Origin of the sequence: Prauserella oleivorans (genome assembly GCF_042685745.1) — a bacterium.
In the GTDB taxonomy this organism is placed as follows: domain Bacteria; phylum Actinomycetota; class Actinomycetes; order Mycobacteriales; family Pseudonocardiaceae; genus Prauserella_A; species Prauserella_A oleivorans.
In genome coordinates, this window is the sequence record NZ_JBHUNT010000001.1 from 4,402,904 (window position 1) to 4,426,850 (window position 23,947).

Genomic DNA, 23,947 nt, shown 5'->3' on the forward strand with positions numbered 1-23,947 from the left:
CTACCCGAACCGCCGACACGGCTACCCGAACCGCAGACACGGCCGTGGTCAGCGGCGTTCGAGGAACGGACCGAACAGATCCGGCACGGCCTCCTCGGCGAAGGCGAGGCCTTCGTTCTCGCCGACGTCGTAGATCGTGTAGGCGCCGGTGCCCGCGGCGGTGGTCGCCGTCAGGTTGAGCAATCCCTTGCGCCGCTGGAAGATCGACTGCCTGGCCGTCCAACCGATGACGCCCCGGCGCTGCAGCGCCACCGTTGCGCGTCGCACGGTGCCACTGCGCGCCACCAGGTAGCCGCCGGTGAGCCCGTGGCCGAGGTTGCGGTAGGCGTCGACGGCGAGCACCACACCGATCGGGACGCCGACGAGCGCGCAGATCCACGCCAGGTGGAGCAGCACGTCAACCGACAGCAGCAGGCCGAGCAGCGCGAGCGTCAGCACAGGCACGGCCACGGTCGCCAACGCCCAGCGGATCCGCCTGCCCCGAGCGGCCACCGGATGCGCGCGCAGGCGCACGGCGGAGGTCGGAGGTACCGCTTCCCGCAGGACCGCCGCGGCGACCCGGTCGGCCTCGGCACGCGGCGCGGCGGGCAGCAGCGTCTTGCGGTCGGTCTTGTCGTCGTCCTTCTGTTGCCGCAGTCCCGTGGCGACGGCGTCGACCCGGGCGGCACCGGCCGTACGCACACCGAGCGGCTCGACGAGCTCGACGCCGCGCAGCCGCTCCTCCTCGAGGGAGATCGACCGGGACGTCAGCAGACCACGCCGCACTCGCAGGGTGCCGGCGGATTCGCGGTCCAGCCGGTAGTTCCACCACATCTCGACGAACAGGCCGAGCGACCCGATGAGACCGATCACGAGGCCCACCACCACGACCACCGCGATGCCGCCGACGAGCCCGAACCCGCTCAGCAGGTCGATGGTCCACGTGATGACGCCGTTCTGCAGCCCGAACCACTCGGCGACCTGCAGCACGGCACCGTACGCGGCGACCCCGAGCGTCGGGGTCACGAACGACAGCGGCGCGTACCGGATCCAGCGCGGGTCGAACGTGGCGAGCCTGCCCTCCTCGGTCGCCTCGCCCGCCGATGCCCGGTCGAGCAGCTCCGCCCGCAGCCGTTCACCCTCGTCGCGGGACACGGCATACAGCGCGAACGAGCTCGAGTTCCACTCACTCTGCTCACCGGTGTCGATCTTGACCGTGACGATGCCGAGGTAGCGCGCGAGCGGACCCGCGGTGAGGTCGACGGTGCGGACGCGGTCACGCGCCACCGAACGCCTGGTGCGCACCACGATGCCCTTGGTGAGCTCGACCCGGTCCGGCAGCACCCGGTAGCGGGTCTTGCGCAGCCGGATGGTCTCGACCACGACCGTGCCGGCGACGATGAGCACCGCCGCGGGGATCACGGTGCCCAGCGCCCACCCCAGCGAGGCGGTGGCGATGCCGATCGCGGTCGGCACACCGGCGGCCACGCAGACACCCGCGACCGTGAGCGTGCTGGCGACGATCGTGCGCCGGTCGAGGTAGCTCCACGTGACCTCCGTGGGGCTCATGTGGCGTCACCCGGGGTGGCCTGGGTGGTCTCGGTGAGCTGGTGCACGAGGTCTTCGGCCAGTTCGTGATCGAGTCCGGGAATCTTCACCGCGCCCTTCGCCGACGCGGTCGTGACCGTCACCGTGGCCAGACCGAAGTACTGCTCCAGCGGGCCACGCTGGGAGTCGACCGTCTGGATGCGGGACATCGGCGCGACACGCCATTCCTGCCACAGCGCGCCGGTACGCGTGTAGACGGCGTCGCCGGTGACCTCCCAGCGGTGCACGCGATACCACCACGCGGGCATCCCGAGAGCGGCGGCCACGGTGAGCACGGCGATCACGACCGCGGGCAGCAACAGCCCGAACCGCGCCGCGTCCGGAAGCACGAGGCCCAGCACGACGAGCACGATCACGGGGACGCCACCGGTCGCCAGAACCTGCGTCCGCCACCACGTGACCGCCCTGCGGTCGACCTGATGGGACGGTGGGCGCAGCCGCAGCGGCGCACCACCCCCGCTCGCCATCGCCACGACGGACCTCCCCCAGCGCCTTACGGTGCCCCGGAGGTTAGCAGCCGGGCCAGGACGTCGAGTGCGATGTTGCGGCCGGAGACGACGGCCACCACGGTGCCCTCTGCGGAGACCTTTCCGGACAGCACGGCGGCGGCCGCGGCGGCGCCCGCACCCTCGGCGACGACGCCGCGCTCCCCGGCGAGGTACCGCACGGCCGCGTGCAGTTCGGCCTCGCTCACCGCGACGAGCTCGTCCACGTGCTTGGCGACCAGGTCGATGGTCACCGAGCCGGCCTCGAGATTGGCGGCGATGCCGTCGGCGATCGTCGGTCCCACCTCGACGGGCACCTGCCGCCCCGCGCGGACGGCGGCGGCCATGGACGGAGCCGCGTCGGCCTCCACCCCCACGAGCCGGACGTCGGTGCGTTCGGCCGCCCACAGGCCGAGTCCCGAGGCCAGGCCGCCGCCACCGACGCCGCACACCACGGTGAGCGGTCCCCGGGTCTGCTCGGCCAGTTCGTAACCGATCGTCGCCTGCCCGGCGACGACGTCCGGATCGTTGTAGGGGCTGACGAAGCGGGCACCGCGGGCGGCGAGCTCCAGGGCGTGGGCCTCGGCCTCGGCGTAGCTGGTACCGGTCTGCACGAGCTCGATGTCGAAAGCGCGCAGGGCGGCGACCTTGGCCGGGGACGCGGTGCCGGGTACGACCACGGTGGCCCGCCTGCCGAGCCGGGTGGCGGCGAACGCGACGCCGAGCCCGTGGTTGCCCGCGGACGCGGTGACCACCTCGTCACTGGGGCCGACGGCGGCGAGCGCACTCAGCGCGCCGCGGACCTTGAACGACCCGGTCGGCTGGAACGTCTCGAGCTTCAGGGCCGGGCCGGTGTCCGTGGCCGGAGCCAGCGGGGTCGGCGGCACTGTCGACCGCACGATCTCCCAGGCGCGCGCCAGGTCGTCGGGTCCGGGGGTGCGTACGTCACGGATCGCCATGCCTCTAGCGTGCGCCTCGTCCGAGCGTCGACACCAGTGCGCGCTTCTGGGGCTGAGCGTAAGTTGAGCTTGTGCTCGACCCTCGCCGCCTGCGGTTGCTCCGGGACGTCGCGCGGACCGGCTCGATCGCCGGAGCCGCCCAGCGTGACGGCTGCACGGCCGCCGCGGCGTCGCAGCAGCTGGCGGCCTTGGAACGGCAGACCGGCGTCCCGCTGCTGGAACGCGGCGCCCGCAGCGTGCGGCTCACCGAGGCCGGGCGCGTGCTCGTCGAGCACGCGGACCGGGTGTTGTCCGAACTGGACAGTGCGGAGCAGGCCCTGCTCGCCGTGGCGGGACTGCGCGGCGGCCGGTTGCGGGTGGCGGCGTTCGGCACCGCGGCGAGCTTCACCGTGCCCGCGCTGGCGGCGTTTCAGCGGCACCACGCCGAGGTGGAGCTGTCGTTCGTGGAGCTCGAGCCGGACGAGGCGGTGCCGGCGGTCCGGGAGGGCGAGGTGGACCTCGCCGTGACCCACCAGTACGCCCAGCTGCCCAAACCGGACCTGCGCGGCCTGCGGCAGGCGCCGCTGCGCCGGGAGCGGTTGCTCCTGGCCGTGCCGCCGAGTCTGCGGCCCGGCGACCCGGGGGCGGTGCGGCTGCGGGACTTCGCCCCGGCGCGGTGGATCGCGCCCCGCCCCGTGGCCGGGTTCCAGGCCGTGGTGGAGCTGACCTGCCGCGCGGCCGGGTTCGAGCCGAACGTCGGGTTCCGCACGGACAGCTACGACGTCATGCTGGCGTTCGTCGCAGCGGACTTCGGGGTGGCGCTGGTGCCCGAGCTCGCCGCCACGGAGACGCCGGGAGTGGCGTTCCTGGAGGTGGCGCGACCGGCGCCGCTCGCGCGCGAGGTGCACGCGACCGCTCGGGCCGCGGACACCTCACCGGCGGTCGCGCATCTGCTCACGTTGCTGCGCGAGCGGGCCGGCGGCCACGCCGCCGCATCCGGTGCCCGGCGCCGGGGCTGAGCAACCGGCCCGCTACCGCAGGCGTTCCCACCAGGCGTCGACCTCGGACACCTCCGCGACGGTGAGCCGCTCCCCCGGCCGCGGCACCGCGATGCGGACACCGCGGGTCTCGGCCTCCCGGCGGGCCCGGTCAACGGGGTCGGTCCAGCCGTGCGGGGCGAGGCTGAACGTTGCCCAGTGGACGGGGACGAGCAGCCCGCCACGGACGTCCACGTGGGCGGCGACGGCCTCCTCCGGCGTCATGTGGATGTCGGGCCAGCTGATCGCGTAGGCGCCCAGCTGCACCAGGGTCGCGTCGAACGGGCCGTGCTCCGCTCCGATCCGGGCGAAGCCGTCGAAGTAGCCGGTGTCACCGGAGTAGAAGACGCGGTGCCGGGGACCGGCCACGACCCACGACGCCCACAGGGTGTTGTTCCGTTTGAAGGCACGCCCGGAGAAGTGCTGGGCGGGCGTCGCGACGAGGCGCAGGTCGCCGACGCGGGTCTCGTCGCCCCAATCCAGCTCGACGATGCGCGAGTCGGGAACGCCCCACCGGCGCAGGTGCGCCCCGACGCCGAGCGGCACGACGAACGGCGCGCCCTGGGTGCGAGCGAGCGTCCGGACGGTCGGCATGTCGAGGTGGTCGTAGTGGTCGTGCGAGATCACGACCGCGTCGAGGCGGGGCAACTCCTCGAGCGGATGAGGTGGCGGATGCAGCCGTCGCGGGCCGATCCGGCGGGACGGGGAGGCCCGGTCACTCCACACCGGATCGATGAGCACGCGTGCGCCGTCGAGCTCCACCAGCGACGACGCGTGCCCGAACCACGTGACGTGCAGGCCGTCCGCGGGGGACGGGCCCGCCGGTCCGACCAGCGGCACGGGAGCCTTGGGACGCCGGCGCGCGGCGCCGACGAGGAATTCCCGCGCGGCCGCCTTCGCGCTGCCACGGGGTACCCAGCGTGGCGGGGAGCTGTTCCGGAAGGCACCGTCCCGGAACTGCGGCGAGCGGAGCACCGCCTCGTCCTCCGGGCGCCCGCCGAGGGCCGGCAGCACGTCCCGCGCCGCCAGTGCCGTTCCCGTCACGAGCACGCTCACCCCGGCCAGTACCGCCGGGCCGACTTTCGCCACGTTCGGAACCCCTTTCCGATGTCTGTCCGGAGAACGAGTGATCGTCGCGACGTGTTCCCGCACCGACCGGACGGACGGTGCCTCTCCCCAGCGGCCGGAATCGCGGCAGGCAGCGGGTGGGCGTCCCCGCGGCAACGCCCGGGCTACGAGCGCCCGGCCTCGAGAAACTCGCGCAGCCGCGGCCACGGCCAGGCGGTGATGACGTCGTCGGCGGTGAGCCAGCCCCGTTGCGCGGTGCCCACGCCGTAGCGCACGAACCCGAGGTGCCCGACGGCGTGCGCGTCGCTGTCGATCGCGAACCTCACCCCGAAGCGCTTGGCCAGCAGGATGTGCTCGTCGCGCAGGTCGAGCCGGTCGGGCTGGGCGTTGATCTCCAGAGCGGTCCCGGTGCGGGCGCAGGCCCGGAACAGCTCCTCGAGGTCCACGTCGATCGGCTCGCGCCTGCCGATGAGGCGGGCCGTCGGGTGGCCGATGACGGCCACGTCCGGGTTCTCGCACGCCCGGACCAGGCGGCGCGTCATCGTGGCGCGGTCCTGGGTGAAGTGCGAGTGGACCGACGCCACACACAGGTCGAACTCGCGCAGGAACGCGTGCGGCCAGTCGACGTCACCGTCGGGGCCGATGTTGAGCTCGGTGCCGTGCAGCACCCGCATCCCCGGGTGCTTGCGGTCGAGCTCGCGTACCCGCTCCCGCTGGGCGAGCATCTTCTCGGCCGTCATCCGCTGCATCGGCATGTCGGGTGCGTGGTCGGTGACCGCGTAGTACTCGAGCCCACGTGCCGCGGCCGCGTCGACCATGTGCTCGAGCGAGCCGACGCCGTCGGTGAGGTCGGTGTGCGTGTGCAGGTCGCCGCGCAGGTCGGCCTCCGTCACCAGCCGCGGCACCGTGCCGTCCAGCCCGGCCTCGATCTCGCCGCGGTCCTCCCGCAGCGTGGGCGGGATCCAGGGCAGGCCCAGCCTGCCGTAGACCTCGTCCTCGGTCTCGGACACGATGAGCTCGCCGGTGCCGGAGTCGAACAGCCCGTACTCGGACAGCTTGAGCCCGGCGCGTACGGCCATGACGCGGGTGCGCACGTTGTGCGCCTGCGAGCCGGTGAAGTACTGCAGAGCGGCTCCCCACGCGGCAGCCGGCACCACCCGTAGGTCCACCTGGACGCCCTCCGTGGTGCGCACGGAGGTCTTCTTCTCCCCCGCCGCGATGATCTCGGCCACGACCGGCGAGTCACGCAGGGCGGCCATGAGCGGCCCGGAGTCCTCGGCGGCGGCGAGCACGTCGACGTCGCCGATCGTCTCGCGGAACCGCCGCAGCGATCCGGCGTGGGTACACCGCAGGCAGCCCGGCGCCGCCGACACGGCCGCGACGATCTCCTCGGCAAGGCCGAGCGCGGTGTCGAGCAGCACCCGCTCGCCCGACTGCCGCAGCAGCCGGATGCCGTGCAGGATGTTCTCCTCGGTCCTGGGGCCGAACCCCTTGAGCCCGCGCAACGCTTCGGAGTGGATGGCCGCCTCGAGCTCCTCCACCGAGGAGATGCCGAGCTGCTCGTAGAGCGCGGCCGCCTTCTTCGGCCCGAGCGTCGGGATCGCGACGAGCCTGCGCACGCCCGGCGGGACCTTCTGCCGTACCCGCTCCACCGCCGCGACGGTGCCCGTGGCGACGTACTCGGCGATCTTGTCCGCGATCGACGCCCCGACCCCCGGTATCGACCGCAGCTCCGAGGTGCCGAGCGTCGAGACGTCCTTGTGGTAGCCGCCGATGCCGCGGGCCGCCTTCTCGTAGGAGCGGATCTTGAAGGCGTCGCCACCGGTGATCGACAGGAGGTCGGCGTACTCCTGGAACAGCTCCGCGACCTCGTCGTTGGGCCGGGCCATGCGCCCGAGTGTAGGCAGCCCGCCGCCCGGTGGCCCGCCGGCGCGAGCGGACCGGCCCCGGCATGCCTCACGCGTAGTGGGCGGCGATCCCGGACTGGCCGGGCGCGATCACGGGCCGCAGCACGAGGTCGTCGTCGTAGTCACCACCGTCCTGGTGGCGGAACCGGATGGGCTCGGCGGTCGGCAACGCGGCGAGCCGCTGCCGCAGATCCTCTGCGGCGCGGGCGAAATCCTCGCTGCCGAGCCGGTCGGCGCTGTAGACGGCGAACGGCGGCAGCACCTCCATCCCCGTGTACCAGAAGATGCCGTGCTGCATGCCGAACAGCACGTCGTTGAGCTCGCCGTGGACGCCGCGCGGACCGTAGGTCGCCCGCCGCGCGCCGATCGTCGTCACCAGCAGCGCCCGTTTGCCGGCGAGACCGCCGTCGCCGTAGCGCAGGGTGCGCCCGGTGGCCGGGTCCTTGACGCCGAAGGCGAAGCCGTTGACGAACACGCGGTCGAACCAGCCCTTGAGGATCGCGGGCGGCCCGGCCCACCACAGCGGGAACTGGACGACCACGGCATCGGCCCACACCAGCTTCTCCTGCTCGGCGACGATGTCGGGGCTCAGGCTGCGCTCGTGGTAGGCGCGGCGGGCCTCCTCCCCCACGAGCAGCCGGGTGGCCGGATCGTGACCGAAGTCGCCGGCGTCGACGACGGGGTCCCACTTCATCGCGTACAGATCGGACACCCGCACGGCGTGGCCCTGTTCGGCCAGCGTCCGCAGCCCCTGCTCCTTGAGCGACCCGTTGAGCGAGCGCTGCTCCGGATGCGCGTAGACCCACAACACGTTCATGGCCACCAGCGTCGTCCGGCCACCGTGCTCGAACCAGTGGCCCGATGGCCGACATGTGGAAGAATCGGGCCATGACCGATAGCCATCGGGTCGCCGTCCTCGTCCGCCACGGCGTCATGCCCCTGGAGCTGGGCCTGGTACACCAGCTCTTCGGGACGGCGCGCTCGGCCGCGGGCGAGCCGCTCTACGACGTCGTCACCTGTGCGCTGGAGCCCGGCGCGGTCCGGACCGACGCCGACTTCCCCATTCACGTCGCGCACGGGCCGGAGGCACTCGCCCGCGCCGGCACCGTGGTGATCCCCGCCACGCACGAACCGGACGACACCGAGACCGAAGGCAGGCTCGGCGACGCGCTGGCCGCCGCGCTCGCGCAGATCCGGCCGGGAACGCGGGTGGCGTCGATCTGCACCGGCGCGTTCGTGCTGGCCGCGGCCGGCTGGCTGGACGGACGGCGGGCCACCACGCACTGGATGTCGGCCGAGCGGTTCCGGCGCCTCTTCCCCCGGGTCCGGCTCGATCCGGACGTGCTCTACACCGACGAGGGCGACGTGCTCACCTCGGCGGGCGAGGCGTCCGGCATCGACCTCTGCCTGCACCTGATCCGGCGCGATCACGGCGCGGCGGTCGCCGCCGACGTCGCGCGGCGCACGGTCGTCCCGCCCCACCGCGACGGCGGCCAGGCTCAGTACGTGCCGCGCCCGGTCGCCGAGCCTCACGTCGCGTCGACGGGGGCCGCGCGGGCGTGGGCGCTGGAACACCTGGACCGGCCGCTGACGTTGCACGAGCTGGCCGGCCGCGAGTCGATGAGCGTGCGGACGTTCACCCGGCGGTTCCGCGAGGAGGTGGGCTGCTCACCGGGGCAGTGGCTCACGCGGCAGCGCGTCGAACGCGCCCGCCAGTTGCTCGAGGAGACCGACCGGCCGGTCGACCGCATCGCCGCGGACGTGGGCTTCGGCACGGGCGCGTCGCTGCGCCAGCACTTCCGGGCTGTGCTCGGCGTCTCGCCGACCACCTACCGCACCACGTTCCGGGGTGGAATGACCGTGGGGTGAAAAACGTTGTCATGACCGAGAGAGGTGACAACGATTGGCTGACGCCACCATGACCGCGACCCGCCGTCGCACCCGGCCCGCAGGCGAGGACGCCGACCTGGTCCGCGTCTACCTCGACGAGATCGGCGCCACGCCGCTGCTGACGGCGGAGCAGGAGATCGACCTGGCCAAGCGCATCGAGGCCGGAGTCTACGCCGCCGAGCTGATCCGGCAGGCCGACTCCGGCGGCCGCCCCCTGCCCGCGGACCGCCGCGACCTGGAGGCGCTCGTCCGCGACGGCAGGCACGCCAAGGACCACATGATCCGCGCGAACCTGCGCCTGGTGGTCACGGCCGCCCGCAAGACGCGCAACACCGCACTGTCGCTGCTCGACGCCGTCCAGGAGGGCAACCTCGGCCTCATCCACGCCGTCGAGAAGTTCGACTACGCCAAGGGCTTCAAGTTCTCCACCTACGCCATGTGGTGGATCAGGCAGGCGATCCAGCGCGGCAACGCCTTCCACAGCGGCACGATCCGGCTGCCCATGCACACCGCCGAGCAGATCGCCAAGCTCGACCGGCTGGAGCGGACCCTGGAGTCGCAGGGCAAGCACAACCTGTCCGTCGAGGAACTGGCCGACGAGGCCGGCATGCCGGTGGAGCGGGTCGTGGCGCTGCGGCAGGCAGGCCAGACCACGGCGAGCCTGGACGTCGCGGTCGACGAGGACGGCGAGCTGACCCTCGGCGATCTCGTGACCACCGAGTCGGTCCCGGGCGTCGGCGAGGCGCTGGAGCGTGAGGCGCTGGTCGGCGAGCTCAACGCGGCGCTGGAGAGCCTGCCCGCCGCGGAGTCGGCGGTCGTGTCCCTGCGCTACGGGCTGACCGACGGCGAGCAGCACTCGGTGCCCGACATCGCACGCCGGCTGGGCATGACCCGCAAGCGGGTCCGCACACTCGAGGAACGCGCACTGGCCCAGCTGCGCGACCCCGAGCGCAACCGGTCGCTGCTGGCCTGGGCGAGCTGACAGCTATGCCCGGCGGCGGTGCGGGCCCTACGATCTGCTCGTGAGACTGCCCGTCATGCCGCCGGTCAAGCCGATGCTCGCGACGCTCGTGCGCGAGCTGCCCCGGGAGCCGGGCCTGCGCTACGAGCCGAAATGGGACGGCTTCCGGTGCGTCGTGTTCCGCGACGGGGACGAGATCGAGCTGGGCTCCCGCAACGACCGGCCGCTGACCCGGTACTTCCCGGAACTCGTGGAGCTGCTCGCCGAGGCCCTGCCGCCGCGCTGTGTTGTCGACGGCGAGATCGTGATCGTCACCGAGGCCGGGCTCGACTTCGACTCCCTGCAGCTGCGCCTGCACCCCGCCGCGTCGCGGGTACGCAAGCTCGCCGCCGAGACGCCCGCCAGCTTCGTGGCGTTCGACCTGCTCGCGCTCGACGACCGGGACCTCACCGGCGCACCGTTCACCGACCGGCGCGCCGCGCTCGAGCGGATCCTGGACACCGCCCAGTCGCGGGTGCACCTCACCCCGCTCACCGACGACCCGGACGTGGCGCAGGACTGGTTCACCCGGTTCGAGGGCGCCGGGTTCGACGGCGTGATGGTGAAGGCACCCGATCTGCCTTACGCGCAGGACAAGCGGGTCATGCGCAAGGTCAAACACGAGCGCACCGCCGACTGCGTGGTCGCCGGGTTCCGCTGGCACAAGGACGGCCAGGGCGTGGGCTCGCTCCTGCTGGGCCTCTACGACGACGAGGGCACCCTGCACCACGTCGGCGTCGCGAGCAGCATGACGGCGGCGCGCAGGCGCGAACTCGTCACCGAGCTGGAGCCACTGCGGGAGAACGCGCTCGAGGACCATCCCTGGCGCGACTGGGCCGACGCCGAGGCACACGCCGGCGGGCGGATGCCCGGCGGCATGAGCCGGTGGAGCGCGGGCAAGGACCTGTCCTGGGAGCCGCTGCGCGTCGAGCTGGTGGCCGAGGTCCGGTACGAGCACCTGCAGGCTGGCCGGTTCCGGCACGGGGGCAGGCTGGTGCGCTTCCGGCCGGACCGCTCTCCGGCGTCGTGCACGTACGCGCAGCTGGAGGAAGTGCCGCCCGCCGAGCTGGCGGCCCTGTTCGACGAGGTGGCATCCGCATGACGGAATCGGTGACGCTCGATGTGGACGGTACCGAGGTGACGGTGTCCAGTCCGGACAAGGTGTTCTTCGGCGAACGCGGCGAGACCAAGCTCGACCTGGTGCGCTACTACCAGGCGGTGGCGGGCCCGTTGCTCGCCACGCTCGGCGGCAGGCCGCTGCTGATGGAGCGCTACCCCAGCGGCGCGGGTGGCAAGTCGTGGTTCCAGAAGCGCGTGCCGAAGTCGGTGCCGGACTGGCTGACCACCACGGTCGTGTCCACCCCGAACGGCACCACGAGCGACGCGCTCGTCGCCGCCGACCTCGCGCACGTGCTGTGGGCGGTCAACCTCGGTTGCCTCGGCTTCCACGTGTGGCCCTACCGTGCTTCGACCCCCGAGGTGACCGACGAGCTGCGTGTGGACCTCGACCCTTCCCCCGGTGTGACGTTCTCCCAGGTGCGGGAGGCGGCGTGGCGGGCGAAGGAACTGCTCGACGAGCTCGGCATCGAGGCGCTGCTCAAGACCACCGGCTCGCGCGGTCTGCACCTCTACGTCCGGCTGCAACCCCACTGGGACAGCTACGCCGTGCGGGCCGCCGCCGTCGCGCTGGCCCGGGAGCTGGAACGCCGGCATCCCACGCTCATCACCGCGCAATGGTGGAAGGAGGAACGCGGGCGGCGCGTGTTCGTCGACTTCAACCAGAACGCTCCACACAAGACGGTGTTCGGCGCCTGGTGCGTACGCCCCCGGCAGGGCGCGCAGGTGTCGACGCCGATCGCCTGGGACGACCTCGACGGCATCGATCCGGACAGCCTCACCATCGCGACCGTGCCCGCCCGGCTCGCGGACCGCGGCGATCCCTGGGCCGGTCTGGACGAGCGGCCCCAGTCGCTGGAACCGCTGCTGGCGATGTCCGAGCGGGACCTGGCGTCGGGTCTCCTGGACGCCCCGTGGCCGCCCGTGTATCCCAAGCAGCCGGGTGAACCACCACGGGTGGCGCCCAGCCGGGCCAAGCGCAGCTGACGTTTCACCCGTCCGAGGCACGGGTAGCTCGGCACCCGTGCACTTCCGGCAATCGCTTGCCGCGCCGGTCGCCTGGGGCGGGCGCGCGCTGTTACGCAACGGACCCGAACGGGCCGCGGTGCTGCAGATCCTCAAGGCGGCCCTCGCGGCCGTGATCGCGTGGGTCGTCGCCGCGGACGTCCTGGCGCTGCCGCAGCCGTTCCTGGCGCCGTATGCGGCGGTGTTCGTGGTCGAGGCCACGGTCTACCGGTCCGTGCGGTACGCCGCGCAGCAGTTCGGGGCGATGGTCGGCGCGGTCACGGTGGCCGCGGCGGTCGGGCACCTGATCCCCTCACTCACGCTCGCTCTCGCCGTGGCCGTGGCGGCGGGCCTGCTGCTCGGGCAGTGGCGCCGGCTCGGCGACGCGGGCCCGTGGGTCGGCATCACGGCTCTGGTGATCGTCACCTACGGGCAGGCCACGCACGAGGCCCTGCTCCTGGCCCGGCTGGCAGAGGGTGCGCTCGGCGTGGCGATCGGCACGGTCGTCAACGCCGCGCTCTTCCCGCCGGTGTACGCCGACGGGGCCCGCCGGGCGACCGAGCGGCTCGCCGCGGAGATGGCCGAGCTCATCGCCGCGATGGCGAACGGGTTGCGCCACAACGACATCGCCGGCCCTGCCGGCGAGTGGGTCCGGCGCTCCTACGACCTCACCGGTCTCGTCACGGAGGCCGAGCAGGCGGTGAGCTGGAGCCGGGAGAGCCGCCGGCTCAACATCCGGGGGCGGATGCCGCGACGGCGCACACCGCCCAGTGACTACCGGTTCTCCCTGGCCGGGCTCCGGGCCGCGGCGCCGTACCTGCAGACCATGGCGGACGCGCTGCACGCGGGCGTCGAGACCGGGCGGTTCACGCCCGGGCCCACCGCCGAGTCGCGTGAGCGGTTCGCCGACCTGCTCGACAGCCTCGCGACCGTGGTGCGGTTGCGCGCCGACGCCGACGCCTCCGACGACGACGTCGGCGAGGCGCTGGCGAGCGCCCGCCGTCTCCTCGACGAACTCGACGACCGGGTCCTCACCGCACCGGGCGAGGCGTTCGGTCCGGCGCTCGGACTGGCCGGGCTGCTGATCCCGGCCCGGCGGTCGCTGCGGGAACTCGGGGCGCACTGATCGGGAGCATGCAGCGGGGCCGCCGGCCCCCTGCGCCGACGGCCCCGTTGGTGCGCGCCCACACGGTCCCCTCGCCGGTGGAGCGCTACGGTCCTACTTCTTCTTCCTGCCCTTGCGTGCCTGTGCGGTCCGGCGGCCGCTGGCCTTCTTCAGCGCCTGCACCAGTTCCGACTTGCTCATCGTCGACCGGCCCTTGATGGCGAGCTCCCTGGCCCGCTCGTACAGGTGCTGTTTGCTGGCGGAGGCGTCCACTCCGCCCTGGGTCTTCTTCTGCTTCTGGCCGGCGCCGCCCTTGGCCTGTTCGTCCGAGGGCCCGCGGCCCTGCTTCGGCTTCCAGCGGTCGCCGACCTTCTCGTAGGTGTGCTTCAGGGCGGCGAACGCCGTCTGGTGGGCGCGCCGTCCCTCGCCGTAGGTCTCCACGGCGGAGTCGTGCGCCTTGATCCACGTGCGCTGCGCCTTCCGCGGCGAGCGCTGCAGCGTATCCGGCAGCTCCTTGCGTCCAGGCATCGCCAACCTCCTTGCGGTCGCGCCCTGGAGGTTTGCCCGGTCGCACGCGTCTCAAACGTCACCCGCTGGTGGGAGGCTCACGCCGGCTGGTCGAAGTACCGCGGGTTGGCGACGGCGAGCCGGTCGGCGACGTCGCGGCGAATGGCGTCGAGCACGTCCTCGCCGAGCGGGTCGAGCGAGCCGCTGCGCAAGGCCGCCGCGAACTCCCGCTGTCCGGAGACCCCGAGCGCGGCGAGGCGGCGGTCGTGCCGCCGTTGCTGCGCCGCTCCCGCGGCGAGTTCGCGCTCGACGATCCCGAGCGCGTTGGCCGCCACGCGGGCGTGGTAGGCGAGGACGCCGTCGGTGCCCTCGACCACGTGCTCGGCGAGGAACTCGCGGACCGCCTCGATCAGCTCCCCGGCCGTCGGCCTGCCGTGCAAGTCGGGCGGCGGGGTCGGGTCCTCGGGTTCGGGCCGTTCCGGGGGCATTCCGAGCGCGAGCAGCAGATCGTGTTCCTGCTCGCAGACCCGCCTGCCGACGGCGGCCAGTTCCACCGACCGGGTGCGCCCGCCGAGATGCCGCTCGGCCTGCATCCGGCAGACGACCGCCCACTTGGCCGTGCCGTACACCTCCCACCAGTGCAGCGCGCCGGGGTCCGGCCGCACGCCTGCGACCTCGGCGTACCCGTCGAGCAGCTCCTCCCGCCCACCGAAGCCGCCGACCGGCTGGGCCGTGCCGAAGCGCCACGCCTTGACACACAGCCAGCCGAGATCCTCCATCGGGTCGCCGCGGTGCAGGAGTTCCCAGTCCAGCACGGCGCGCAGGCCGTCAGGGGCGACGATGAGGTTGCCGTTGCGGAAGTCGCCGTGCACCACCGTGTCGCCGGCGGGATCGGGCCGGTGCCGCCGGAGCCAGTGCAGGGCGATCTCGACGGGCGGCAGCGGTTCGCCCAGCTCGTCGTAGTGCTCGGTGAGCCAGTCGAGCGGGTCGGGTGCGGGCAGCTCGGGCACGTCGGCGAGCGGGATGCGGTGGATGCGGGCGAGCACCCGGCCGAGCTCGCCCGCCAGGGAGCTGCGCACGGCGTCGTAGCGCTGTTCCCGCAGCAACTTGCGGGGAATCGTCTCGCCGTCGACGTGCGCCGTGATCAGGTAGGGCGCGCCGAGCACGGCCGCGTCGAGGGTGTGGTCGACGAGCTCCGGCACCGGCACGCCCTGTGCCCGCGCCGCCGGCAGTACCGCCGCCTCCCGGGCCACCGTCGCGGGATCGGCCTGGGCGGGCGGGTCCCGGCGCAGGACCAGCCGCACCGGCTCGCCGTCCTGCGGGGTGGCTTCGAACACCCATGTCTCCCGGCTCGCGCCGCCGGAGAGCCTGCGCAACCCGCCGACGGTGGTCTCCGTCCGCCACAGCTTCGTCAACCGGGCGGAGAGCCGCGTGGCGAGCTCGTCGGCGGTCATGCGCGCTTGCGCGGGCCGGCGAAGCCGAACAGGTAACCGGCTACCTTGCGCATCTGGATCTCCTCCGACCCCTCGGTGATCCGGTAGCGGCGGTGGTGCCGGTAGATGTGCTCGAACGGCGTGTGCCGGGTGTAGCCGAGGCCGCCGTGGACCTGCATCGCGCGGTCTGCGGCATCGCAGACGAGCCGGTTGGCGCGGTAGTTGCACATGGACACCTTGTCGCTGATCCGCAGGGCGGGCGCCCGGTCCAGCTCCCAGGCGGTCTTGCGCACGAGCGTGCGGACGAGTTCGGCCTCGGTGTGCAGTTCCACCAGCGGCCATTGGATCGCCTGCCGGTCGGCCAGCGGCCGGCCGAACGCCACGCGCTCGCGCGCGTAGTCGACGCTGCGGTCGATGCAGTACTGAGCGGCACCCACGCCGGAGGCCGCCTGGCGGATGCGGTTCTCGTGCACGAAATGCTGCGCGAGCGCCAGGCCTTCGCCGACCTCGCCGAGCACCGCGGTCGCGGGCACCCGGACGTCGCGCAGGCTGACCTCGGCGTGGTCGGTGGGCATATTGAGGGTCCACCAGTGGAAGTCGACGGAGAACCCAGGCGCGTCCGTGGGGACGATGAACGCCGTGATGCCCCTGGCTGATCCGGCATCGCCCGACGTCCGCGCGAAGATCACGTCGTGCGTGGCGGTGTGCAGCCCGGTGTTGAACCGCTTCTGTCCATTGAGGATCCAGTCGGACCCGTCCTGGACGGCGGTGGTCTCCAGCCACGTCGCGTCGCTGCCGTGACCGGGTTCGGTGAGCCCGAACGCGACCCGCTTGGCGCGGGTCAGCATGGGTTCGAGAAATTCCTCCCGCTGCTCGGCGGTACCGAACTCGAGGAACATGTGCACGAGCGGGAAATTGCCCACCACCGACGCCTCGTTCTGCAGGTCGTTGTGCAGGCCGAGGCCTTTGGCGGCCAGGTGTTCGCGGATGACGGCCATGTCGAGATTGGACCCGCCGCTGCCGCCGACCTCCTTTGGCAGGCCGTACCGCAGCCAGCCCGCGCGGTCGGCGCGCCGGAACATCTCCTCGAGCAGTTCCTCCCATTCCGGATTCGGGATGCCGCCGCGGGCGATGTCGGTACGGGCGAACTCGCGGCGGTGGTCGAAGAAGCGTTCGTTGTCGTTCTGGTGCTCCAGCGGAGTGATCTCGGCGTCGATGAACTCGTCGAGCTCCGCCAGCAGCCGGTGCAATTCAGCGGGCAACTCGAAATCCATGACGCTCCTTTCCGCGCGGCGACGTCGGCGGCGGTGATCTCGTCGATCTTGTCCGGCACCACCCGCGTGAGGCAGGATCGCGAACGGACGTTGGTGGAGCTTACGAGCCAAAACCACGGCACGGCAAGACATCGGCAGCCGCGAGGGGAGACACCGTGACCGAGCCACCCGACCATCGCGTGTCGTGCACCGTGCGGGACGGCGTGGCCGACGTGCGGCTGGACCGTCCGGACAAGATGAACGCGCTCGACCCGCCGATGTTCGACGCGCTCGTGCGCACCGGCGAGCGGTTGCGCGACGACACGTCGGTGCGCGCGGTGGTGCTGTCGGGCAATGGCCGGGCGTTCTGCTCCGGACTGGATGTCGGCATGTTCCGGGCGATGGTGGGCGGCGCCGAGCACGCGGACCTGGGACGCCGCGACCCGGGTTGCCCCGGACCCGCCCAGGCGCGTGGTCGACGCGCCGCGTATGTGTGGGCCGAGGTGCCCGTGCCGGTGATCGCGGCCGTGCACGGCTACGCGTTCGGCGGCGACCTCCAGCTCATGCTCGGCTCCGACATCCGGCTCGTGGCCCCCGGACACCCAGCTGTCGGTGATGGAGATCCGCTGGGGACTCGTGCCGGACATGACGGGCACGCAGCTGCTGCCCGAATTGGTCGGCCGGGATGTCGCCAAGGAACTCACCTACACCGGACGTGTCATCGACGGTACCGAGGCCGCCCGGCTCGGACTGGCCACGCGGACCGAGACCGATCCGCTCGACACGGCGCTGAGCCTGGTCCGGGAGATCACCGGAAAGAACCCGCACGCCGTCCGGCACGCCAAGAGGCTGCTGGAGCTGGCGGGCCGGATGGGCGTGGCCGACGGGTTCGCCGCCGAACAGACCGCGATCCGGGATCTGATCGGCAGCCCGAACCAGGTCGAGGCGGTGCGAGCCAATCTGGACTCGCGCACCCCGGCCTACCGCGACCCCGCCCCGGCGAGCAGTAGGAGCACGGCATGACGACGGACAACCCGTTCGACCTCACCGGCCACGTCAGCGTGGTCACCGGCGGCAACTCCGGGATCGGACTTGCCATGGCGGACGCGCTGGCGGCCGCAGGGGCGGGTGTGTGCGTGTGGGGCACCAACGCCGACCGCAACGCCGAAGCGCGGCGACACCTGCAACGGCACGGCGGCACCGTGCTCGCGCTGCGCTGCGACGTCGGCGACGAGGACCAGGTGTGTGCCGCCATGACGCGCACGGCCGAGCACTTCGGACGGATCGACTCCTGCTTCGCCAACGCGGGCGTGCCCGGAGTGCCCACCCGATTCGTGGACACCGGGCTGGACGAGTTCCACCGCGTCATGCGGATCAATGTGGACGGTGCGTTCGTGACCCTGCGTGAGGCGGCCCGGCACATGCTCGAGCGGGGCGAGGGCGGCAGCCTGGTCGCCACGTCGAGTCTGGCGGCCGTGCAGGGGCAGCCGCGCGGGCACGCCTACGCGGCGTCGAAAGGCGCGATCATCTCGCTGGTGAAGGGCATCGCCGTGGAACTGGCCCGGCACGGCATCCGCGCGAACGCCGTGCTGCCGGGCTGGGTCAGCACGCCGATGGCGGACCCCGCGCTGGAGTCCGAGGGGTTCCAGCGCAAGGTCCTGCCCCGGATGCCCGTGGGCCGCTGGGGCCATCCGGACGACTTCGGCGCCCTGGCGGTGTACCTGGCGAGCCCGGCGAGCGCCTTCCACACCGCCGACTGCATCACGGTCGACGGCGGCTACCTGTCGTTCTGACACCGCTGGACTACGCCAGCTCGGGGCCACCCCAGCCACCGGTGTAGGCCGGTTCGGTACGGGTGCGGAAGGCATCGAAGGCGGCGGGCACGTCCTCGGTCGCGAAGTTGATGCTCTGGGCGCGGGCCTCGTTCTCCAGGGCCTCGCGCAGGGTCGCGTCGGCGCCCTCGTTGAGCAGCGCCTTGGTCTGTGCCAGCGCGACCGGCGGCCCGGCGGCCAGCTGTGCGGCGACGCCGGCGACGAAGGCGTCCAGCTCCTCCGGCGGCTTGACCCACGTGACGAGGCCGAGCCGCGCAGCCTCCTCCGCGTCGACCATCTCACCCGGCCGTCAGTGGCTGGCGGCCGCGGTGTAGCGCTGCTTGAGCTTGTGCTTGACGAGCTTGCCCGTGGGCGTGCGCGGCAGCTCGTCGACGAAATCGACACTGCGCGGCGCCTTGTAGTGGGCGATGCGATCGCGGACGTAGTGCAGCAGTTCGGCCTCGAGCTCCGGACCCGGGTCCACACCGGACGCCGGTTGGACGACCGCCTTGACCTGCTCCCCCATCTCCGGGTCGGGGATGCCGATCACCGCCACGTCGTACACCGCCGGATGCAGCGTGAGGACGTCCTCCACCTCCTGCGGGTAGATGTTCACGCCGCCGGAGATGATCATGAAGGCCTTGCGGTCGGTGAGGAAGAGGTAGCCGTCGGAGTCCACATAGCCGACGTCGCCGTTGGTCGCCCACGTGGGATGGTCGGGATGCTGCGCGTCGCGCGTCTTCTCGGGCGCGTTGTGGTAGGTGAACGGCACCTCCTCGCGTTCGAAGTAGACGGTGCCGATCTCGCCGGCAGACAGCTCCCGGCCCTCGTCGTCACAGACGTGGATGACGCCCAGCCCGGCCCGGCCGACCGAACCCGGTTTGTCGAGCCACTCCTGCGGCGAGATGAAGGTCATGCCCGCACCCTCGGTGGAGCTGTAGTACTCGTAGAGGATCGGGCCCCACCAGTCCATCATCGCCCGCTTGACCTCCACCGGACACGGCGCCGCCGCGTGCACGGCGACCCGATGGCTCGACAGGTCGTACCGGCTGCGGACCTCGTCGGGCAGCTTGAGCATCCGGACGAACATCGTCGGCACCCACTGGCTGTGCGTGACCCGGTAGGTCTCGATGGCGCGCAACGCGGCCTCGGGCTCGAAACGCTCCATCATCACAAGCGTGCCGCCCACGGCGTGCACGCAGGCGCCGAACCGCAGCGGCGCCGCGTGGTAGACCGGTGCCGGGGAGAGGTAGGTGATGCCGGAATCGAAGCCGTACATGGCTTCCAGCAACGGCCGGAGCAGGTCGCCGGGCTCGTCGATCTGCCGTTCCGGCAACGAGACCCGGATACCCTTCGGCCTGCCCGTCGTCCCCGAGGAGTAGAGCATGTCGGCGCCGGCGGGTTGGTCGTCCGGCACCTCGGCGGATGCCCCGGCGAGCGCGGCGTCGTAGTCGTCGTAACCCGGCACCGGGCCGCCGTAGGCGAGCTTCACCGGCACGCCGGACACCAGTTCGGCGACCTCGCGTGCCAGCTCGTCGAGCGCGGCGGAGACGACGAGCGCCTTGGCGCCGGAATCCTCGACGATGTAGGCGACCTCGGGCGGTGACAGGTGGCTGTTGACCGCCGCGATGTACAGGCCCGAGCGCACCGCCGCCCAGTAGACCTCGTAGGCGCGCACGGAGTTGTCGGTGAGCAGCGCGACGGTGTCACCCTTGGTGAATCCCTTGGCGCGTAAGGCATTCGCCAGTCGGGCCGAGCGCTCCTCGAGTTCGCCGTAGGTCAGCCGATCGCCCGAGCCCGCCATGATCACGGCGGGCTTGTCCGGCTGGGTGGCAGCGTGCGTACCCGGATACATACGGTTCCTCCTCGAACCGGCGGCGTCCTTGCCGAGCCTGCACCGAGCACGGCACGGCAGTCAATGCCGACTGTTTCTCCAGTCTGCCGCTCGCTACGCTGATCCGATGGCCCGTCCCGCGCACGCAGCGCCGCGCAGCCGGGAGGAGCGCAGCGCGGACAGCCGCGTGCTGATTCTCGACGCGGCGGTCGACTGCCTGATCGAACACGGCTACGCGGGCGCCTCGACCCTCGCCATCCAGGCGAAGGCGGGCGTGTCGCGCGGCAGGCTGCTGCACCACTTCCCGTCTCGCGACGGCCTGCTCGTCGCCGCGGCCCAGCACCTCGCGGCGCGGCGGCTGCGGGAGACGGAGGCGCGCGTGGCCGCCGCGCTGACCGGCGAACCGGAAGGGCCGGACCGCGTCGACCGCTGCATCGAGCTGCTGTGGGCCACCTTCCACGAGCCGCATTTCTGGGCCGCCGTGGAACTCTGGACGGCCGCCCGCACCCATCCGCCGCTCGCCGCGGCACTGCGGCCGGCCGAACGGGCGTTGCGCGAGGCCATCTACGACGTCGCCGATCGGATCTGGGGCCCGGCGGTGCGCGCCCACCCGCGCTACGGCGAGCTGCGCGAGTTGCTGTTCACGAGCATGCGCGGCGCCGCGCTGCCCTACGCGTTCGACGCCCGACCGCCCGCGACGGATCGTCATATCGCCCTGTGGAAGTCCATCGCCCGCACCGTGTTGTTCGGCGAATGACAACTAACGGTCAGGGTTGACCGGATGGACGTGCCCGGGTGAGCATGATGCGGATCACTCTCCCGAGGATGACCGAGGTCAACGATGTCCGTAGCGTCACCCGCCGCCCCCGCGATCCCCAGAATGCTCGGCCGGGGCATGACCATGGGCGACCAGCTCGCCCGGCACGCCCGCACGATCGGCGACGACGTCGCCTTCGTCTTCGAGGGCACCACCCGCACCTACCGGGAGCTCGACGAGCGGGTCAGCAGGCTCGCCAACACACTGCGCTCGCGCGGCATCGGCCCCGGTGACCGGATCGCCGTTCTCGGCCTCAACACCCTCGAGGTCGTGGAGGCGTACTTCGCCTCGACGCGGCTGGGCGCCATCTGCGTGCCGGTGAACTTCCGCCTCGTCGCCGACGAGATCGCCTACGTGCTCTCCGACAGCGGCGCGGCCGCTGTCGTCGTGCAGGCCCCGCTCGCCCCTGCCCTGGCGAAGGCCCGCGAGCAGGCGGGCACGGATCCCGTGTGCCTCGTGTTCGGTGGCGACGCCGCCACGGCGGGCGCCGGGGCCGTCGACTACGAACACGCGCTCGCCGAGGCCGCACCCGAGTTCGACGAGATCGCCGTCGACGAGCACGACCCGGCGTTCATCATGTACACCTCGGGCACCACGGGCAGGCCGAAGGGCGCGGTGCTGACGCACTTCAACCTTGTCATGCATGCCTTCAGCAACATGGCGACGCTCGGGGTCACGCACGAGGACCGGGTGTGGATGGCCGCGGCGCCGCTGTTCCACATCGCCGGGCTGTCCGGCATGCTGCCCACCCTGCTGCTCGGCGGCCGCACCGTGCTGGCCCCGTCCGGCCAGTTCGATCCGGTGGCCATGCTCGACACCTTCGAGCGCGAACGCGTGTCGTCGGTGTTCCTCGTACCCGCGCAGTGGCAGGCGATCGTGTCGGTTCCCGACATCGACAAGCGTGACCTCTCGTGCCTGCGCAAGATCTCCTGGGGCGCCGCTCCCGCATCGACCACGTTGCTGCGCACGATCATCGAGACGTTCCCCCAGGCCGAGCTCAGCACCGCCTTCGGCCAGACGGAGTGCAGCCCGGTCACGACCTTGCTGCGCGGGGAGGACTCGCTGCGCAAGATCGGCTCGGTCGGCAAGCCCATGCTCAACGTCGAGGTGCGAGTGGTCGACGACGACATGAACGACGTGCCGCGCGGTGAGGTCGGCGAGATCGTCTACCGCAGCCCGATGGTGATGAAGGAGTACTGGAACAAACCCGCCGAGACCGCGGAGGCGTTCCGGGGCGGCTGGTTCCACTCCGGCGACCTCGTCCGCGAGGACGAGGACGGCTACCTCTACGTCGTCGACCGCAAGAAGGACATGATCATCTCGGGCGGCGAGAACATCTACTGCGCCGAGGTCGAGGACGTGCTCGCCGGGCACCCGAAGATCGGCGAGGTGGCGCTGATCGGCATGCCGGACGAGAAGTGGGGCGAGACCCCGCTCGCCGTCATCGCCCCGCGCGACCCCGCGGACCCGCCCACGGGAGAAGAGCTCGAAGCGTGGTGCACCGAACGGCTCGCGCGGTACAAGCGGCCGCGGCGGATGGCGATCGTGCCCGCGTTGCCGCGCAACCCGAGCGGCAAGGTGCTCAAGACCGACCTGCGCGCCGACCGCGCCGCGGGCCGGCTCCCGGTCGAGCCGGTGTGAGGTACGACGCGCGAGCCGGTCGCGAGCCCGGTTTCTGAGAGACTGGCCGGGTGCTGTGGATCGAGCTCGAAGGTGCCGTGAACATCCGCGATGTCGGAGGCATTCCGACCACAGACGGCGGCACGACGGCCCGTAACCAGCTACTGCGCGCCGACAACCTCCAGGACCTCTCGCGCCGCGACCTCGACTACCTCGTCGGCACGGTCGGCCTGAGCACAGTGGTCGACCTGCGCACCGCCAAGGAGATCGAAGCGGAAGGGCCTGCCCCGCTGCGCAAGTACGCGCACATCCGGCACGTGCACCACTCGCTGCTGCCGGAAGGCGACGAGGCCCGCCCGGACGCCCTGCTGACGCGCGGCCGGGAACGCAACGGGCGCCGGGAGAACGGCGACCACGGCGACCACACCGTGTCGAGCTACCTGGGCTTCGTCGCGCACCGGCCGGACAGCATCGTCGGGGCGTTGCGGGCGATCACCACCTCGCCCGGGCCCGCGCTCGTGCACTGCGCCGCGGGCAAGGACCGCACCGGCGTGGTGGTGGCGTTCGCGCTGACCGTGGCAGGCGCCGAGCGGGAGGCCATCGTGCGGGACTACGCGGCGACGGCCGAGCGGATCGAGGCGATCCTGCGGCGGTTGCGAGCCTCGGCGACCTATGCCGAGGACATCGACCGCGTGCCCCTGGACCACCACACGCCCCGGGCCGAGTCCATGGCCCGCTTCCTCGACCAGGTCGACCAGCACTACGGCGGCGTGCTCGACTACCTCGGCACCCACGGCTTCGGCGCCGACGACGCGGCCCGGCTCCGCGACAAGCTGCGCGCGTAGCCGGACCCGGACCGCGCGAGCGGGCGTCCGCGTCACCGTGTCCGCAGCCCGCGTCAGCGTGTCCGCCGTTCGCGTCAGCGTGTCGGCCGCCCGCGTCAGCGTGTCCGCCGTTCGCGTCGCGCGGCCGGCACTACGGCGCCGGTGCCCGGGCCAACAGCCACGTCGTGCGGCGCGCACCCGCGACGGCGAGGTCCTCGGCGACCACCGTGTATCCGGGGGGCAGCCGGTGGGCGAGCTCGCCGTGCGGCACGTGGTACGGGCGCGGGTCCTCACCCTGGGCCAGCGCCTCCCAGGCCAGCAGGCCGCCGGGCGACACCGCCCGCGCGCCCGCGTCGAAGACGTGCTCGTCCCAGAACCGGGTGGCCAGCACCAGCGCGTACCCGCCCGGCTGGGGCCGGCACTCCCCCGCATCGGCCTGCACGCACGTGATGACCGCGGCGAGACCGCGCCGATGCGCCTCGGCCGCGAGCTGGCCGAGCGCGACATCCGAGACGTCCACGGCGACCACCCGCCGCCCCGCGGCCGCCAGTTCGAGAGCACTGCCCGACCGGCCGCATGCCAGCTCGAGCACCGGTCCGTCGGGCAGGCCGGCGGCCAGAGCGCGGGCCACGAGCGGGTGCGGCGTGAAGGTGGGGACGCTGCCGGCGTAGCGCGCGTTCCAGCGCAGCCGGTCGGGGTGGCCGGGCATG

General features: G+C 72.4%; 23 protein-coding genes and 1 pseudogene. 12 read left to right on the top strand and 12 right to left on the bottom strand.

Annotated elements, in window-relative coordinates; all coding sequences use genetic code 11:
- Positions 1–48 precede the first annotated feature (48 nt).
- The 3 genes from ACFSZT_RS21580 to ACFSZT_RS21590 are packed head-to-tail and all read right to left on the bottom strand — an operon-like array spanning position 49 to position 3,031.
- Positions 49–1,548 (bottom strand): PH domain-containing protein, encoded by a 1,500-nt coding sequence (locus ACFSZT_RS21580; protein WP_377386086.1) that lies wholly within the window; start codon positions 1,546–1,548, stop codon positions 49–51.
- The gene (locus tag ACFSZT_RS21585; RefSeq protein WP_377386868.1) at positions 1,545–2,054 is read right to left on the bottom strand and encodes a PH domain-containing protein; all 510 of its coding nucleotides are present in this window, start codon (positions 2,052–2,054) and stop codon (positions 1,545–1,547) included. The genes ACFSZT_RS21580 and ACFSZT_RS21585 overlap by 4 nt, the downstream gene beginning before the upstream one ends.
- A 26-nt stretch (positions 2,055–2,080) precedes the next feature.
- Complete coding sequence (locus ACFSZT_RS21590; protein ID WP_377386089.1) at positions 2,081–3,031, bottom strand: threonine ammonia-lyase; 951 nt, start codon at positions 3,029–3,031, stop codon at positions 2,081–2,083.
- Between the two features lie 71 nt (positions 3,032–3,102).
- On the opposite strand from ACFSZT_RS21590, the gene ACFSZT_RS21595 reads away from it, so the two are divergent.
- Positions 3,103–4,029, top strand: a complete 927-nt coding sequence (locus tag ACFSZT_RS21595) for a LysR substrate-binding domain-containing protein (protein WP_377386091.1) — start codon at positions 3,103–3,105, stop codon at positions 4,027–4,029.
- A 12-nt stretch (positions 4,030–4,041) separates the two neighbouring features.
- Here ACFSZT_RS21595 and ACFSZT_RS21600 read toward each other — a convergent pair whose 3' ends face one another.
- From ACFSZT_RS21600 to ACFSZT_RS21610, 3 genes are all read right to left on the bottom strand, one after another.
- Entirely contained in the window at positions 4,042–5,136 is a 1,095-nt protein-coding gene (locus ACFSZT_RS21600) for an MBL fold metallo-hydrolase (RefSeq protein WP_377386094.1), read from the bottom strand.
- 143 nt (positions 5,137–5,279) lie between these two features.
- Complete coding sequence (gene polX, locus ACFSZT_RS21605) at positions 5,280–7,004, bottom strand: DNA polymerase/3'-5' exonuclease PolX (RefSeq protein WP_377386097.1); 1,725 nt, start codon at positions 7,002–7,004, stop codon at positions 5,280–5,282.
- A 67-nt stretch (positions 7,005–7,071) separates the two neighbouring features.
- A complete protein-coding gene (locus ACFSZT_RS21610) occupies positions 7,072–7,839 on the bottom strand; it encodes an NAD(P)H-dependent oxidoreductase (protein WP_377386100.1) in 768 nt (255 codons plus the stop codon).
- A gap of 71 nt (positions 7,840–7,910) precedes the next feature.
- On the opposite strand from ACFSZT_RS21610, the gene ACFSZT_RS21615 reads away from it, so the two are divergent.
- From ACFSZT_RS21615 to ACFSZT_RS21635, 5 genes are read left to right on the top strand one after another with little or no spacing between them, the layout of a single operon-like run.
- The gene (locus ACFSZT_RS21615) at positions 7,911–8,891 is read left to right on the top strand and encodes a GlxA family transcriptional regulator (RefSeq protein ID WP_377386103.1); all 981 of its coding nucleotides are present in this window, start codon (positions 7,911–7,913) and stop codon (positions 8,889–8,891) included.
- A 34-nt stretch (positions 8,892–8,925) separates the two neighbouring features.
- Positions 8,926–9,894 carry a sigma-70 family RNA polymerase sigma factor gene (locus ACFSZT_RS21620; protein ID WP_377386106.1) on the top strand — a complete coding sequence of 323 codons (969 nt, stop codon included), beginning with the start codon at positions 8,926–8,928 and terminating at the stop codon, positions 9,892–9,894.
- Positions 9,895–9,934: 40 nt separating this feature from the next.
- The gene (locus ACFSZT_RS21625; protein WP_377386109.1) at positions 9,935–11,014 is read left to right on the top strand and encodes an ATP-dependent DNA ligase; all 1,080 of its coding nucleotides are present in this window, start codon (positions 9,935–9,937) and stop codon (positions 11,012–11,014) included.
- On the top strand, positions 11,011–12,015 hold the full coding sequence (gene ligD, locus ACFSZT_RS21630) for a non-homologous end-joining DNA ligase (protein WP_377386112.1): 1,005 nt from the start codon (positions 11,011–11,013) through the stop codon (positions 12,013–12,015). The genes ACFSZT_RS21625 and ligD overlap by 4 nt, the downstream gene beginning before the upstream one ends.
- Positions 12,016–12,052: 37 nt before the next feature.
- The gene (locus ACFSZT_RS21635; RefSeq protein WP_377386114.1) at positions 12,053–13,159 is read left to right on the top strand and encodes an FUSC family protein; all 1,107 of its coding nucleotides are present in this window, start codon (positions 12,053–12,055) and stop codon (positions 13,157–13,159) included.
- 93 nt (positions 13,160–13,252) lie between these two features.
- On the opposite strand, the gene ACFSZT_RS21640 is transcribed toward ACFSZT_RS21635, so the two are convergent.
- The 3 genes from ACFSZT_RS21640 to ACFSZT_RS21650 all read right to left on the bottom strand — a co-directional run bounded on the left by ACFSZT_RS21640 (position 13,253) and on the right by ACFSZT_RS21650 (position 16,352).
- Positions 13,253–13,666 (bottom strand): ChaB family protein, encoded by a 414-nt coding sequence (locus ACFSZT_RS21640; RefSeq protein WP_377386117.1) that lies wholly within the window; start codon positions 13,664–13,666, stop codon positions 13,253–13,255.
- A 77-nt stretch (positions 13,667–13,743) separates the two neighbouring features.
- Positions 13,744–15,099, bottom strand: coding sequence for a phosphotransferase family protein (locus ACFSZT_RS21645; RefSeq protein ID WP_377386120.1), 1,356 nt, complete (start codon positions 15,097–15,099; stop codon positions 13,744–13,746).
- Positions 15,096–16,352: an acyl-CoA dehydrogenase family protein gene (locus ACFSZT_RS21650; protein WP_377386123.1), complete on the bottom strand. Its 1,257-nt coding sequence runs from the start codon at positions 16,350–16,352 to the stop codon at positions 15,096–15,098. The genes ACFSZT_RS21645 and ACFSZT_RS21650 overlap by 4 nt, the downstream gene beginning before the upstream one ends.
- 236 nt (positions 16,353–16,588) lie before the next feature.
- On the opposite strand from ACFSZT_RS21650, the pseudogene ACFSZT_RS21655 reads away from it, so the two are divergent.
- The 3 genes and pseudogenes from ACFSZT_RS21655 to ACFSZT_RS21665 form a co-directional block, all read left to right on the top strand.
- Positions 16,589–16,864: pseudogene (locus ACFSZT_RS21655) on the top strand (enoyl-CoA hydratase-related protein); the annotation flags it as partial.
- An 82-nt stretch (positions 16,865–16,946) separates the two neighbouring features.
- The gene (locus tag ACFSZT_RS21660; RefSeq protein WP_377386871.1) at positions 16,947–17,354 is read left to right on the top strand and encodes an enoyl-CoA hydratase-related protein; all 408 of its coding nucleotides are present in this window, start codon (positions 16,947–16,949) and stop codon (positions 17,352–17,354) included.
- Positions 17,351–18,124 (top strand): SDR family NAD(P)-dependent oxidoreductase, encoded by a 774-nt coding sequence (locus ACFSZT_RS21665; protein ID WP_377386126.1) that lies wholly within the window; start codon positions 17,351–17,353, stop codon positions 18,122–18,124. Before ACFSZT_RS21660 ends, ACFSZT_RS21665 begins: the two co-directional genes overlap by 4 nt.
- Positions 18,125–18,134: 10 nt before the next feature.
- Here ACFSZT_RS21665 and ACFSZT_RS21670 read toward each other — a convergent pair whose 3' ends face one another.
- Positions 18,135–18,440 (bottom strand): enoyl-CoA hydratase-related protein, encoded by a 306-nt coding sequence (locus ACFSZT_RS21670; RefSeq protein ID WP_377386128.1) that lies wholly within the window; start codon positions 18,438–18,440, stop codon positions 18,135–18,137.
- A 12-nt stretch (positions 18,441–18,452) separates the two neighbouring features.
- A complete protein-coding gene (locus ACFSZT_RS21675) occupies positions 18,453–19,997 on the bottom strand; it encodes an acyl-CoA synthetase (protein ID WP_377386130.1) in 1,545 nt (514 codons plus the stop codon).
- Positions 19,998–20,103: 106 nt separating this feature from the next.
- Between ACFSZT_RS21675 and ACFSZT_RS21680 the strand changes: the two genes are divergently transcribed.
- The 3 genes from ACFSZT_RS21680 to ACFSZT_RS21690 all read left to right on the top strand — a co-directional run bounded on the left by ACFSZT_RS21680 (position 20,104) and on the right by ACFSZT_RS21690 (position 23,258).
- Complete coding sequence (locus ACFSZT_RS21680) at positions 20,104–20,733, top strand: TetR/AcrR family transcriptional regulator (protein WP_377386133.1); 630 nt, start codon at positions 20,104–20,106, stop codon at positions 20,731–20,733.
- A 138-nt stretch (positions 20,734–20,871) separates the two neighbouring features.
- Positions 20,872–22,434, top strand: coding sequence for a long-chain-fatty-acid--CoA ligase (locus ACFSZT_RS21685; protein ID WP_377478328.1), 1,563 nt, complete (start codon positions 20,872–20,874; stop codon positions 22,432–22,434).
- Between the two features lie 50 nt (positions 22,435–22,484).
- The gene (locus ACFSZT_RS21690; RefSeq protein WP_377386138.1) at positions 22,485–23,258 is read left to right on the top strand and encodes a tyrosine-protein phosphatase; all 774 of its coding nucleotides are present in this window, start codon (positions 22,485–22,487) and stop codon (positions 23,256–23,258) included.
- A gap of 130 nt (positions 23,259–23,388) precedes the next feature.
- Here the strand turns inward: ACFSZT_RS21690 and ACFSZT_RS21695 are convergent, their stop codons facing one another.
- Positions 23,389–23,946 (bottom strand): methyltransferase domain-containing protein, encoded by a 558-nt coding sequence (locus tag ACFSZT_RS21695; RefSeq protein ID WP_377386874.1) that lies wholly within the window; start codon positions 23,944–23,946, stop codon positions 23,389–23,391.
- Position 23,947: the final 1 nt, after the last annotated feature.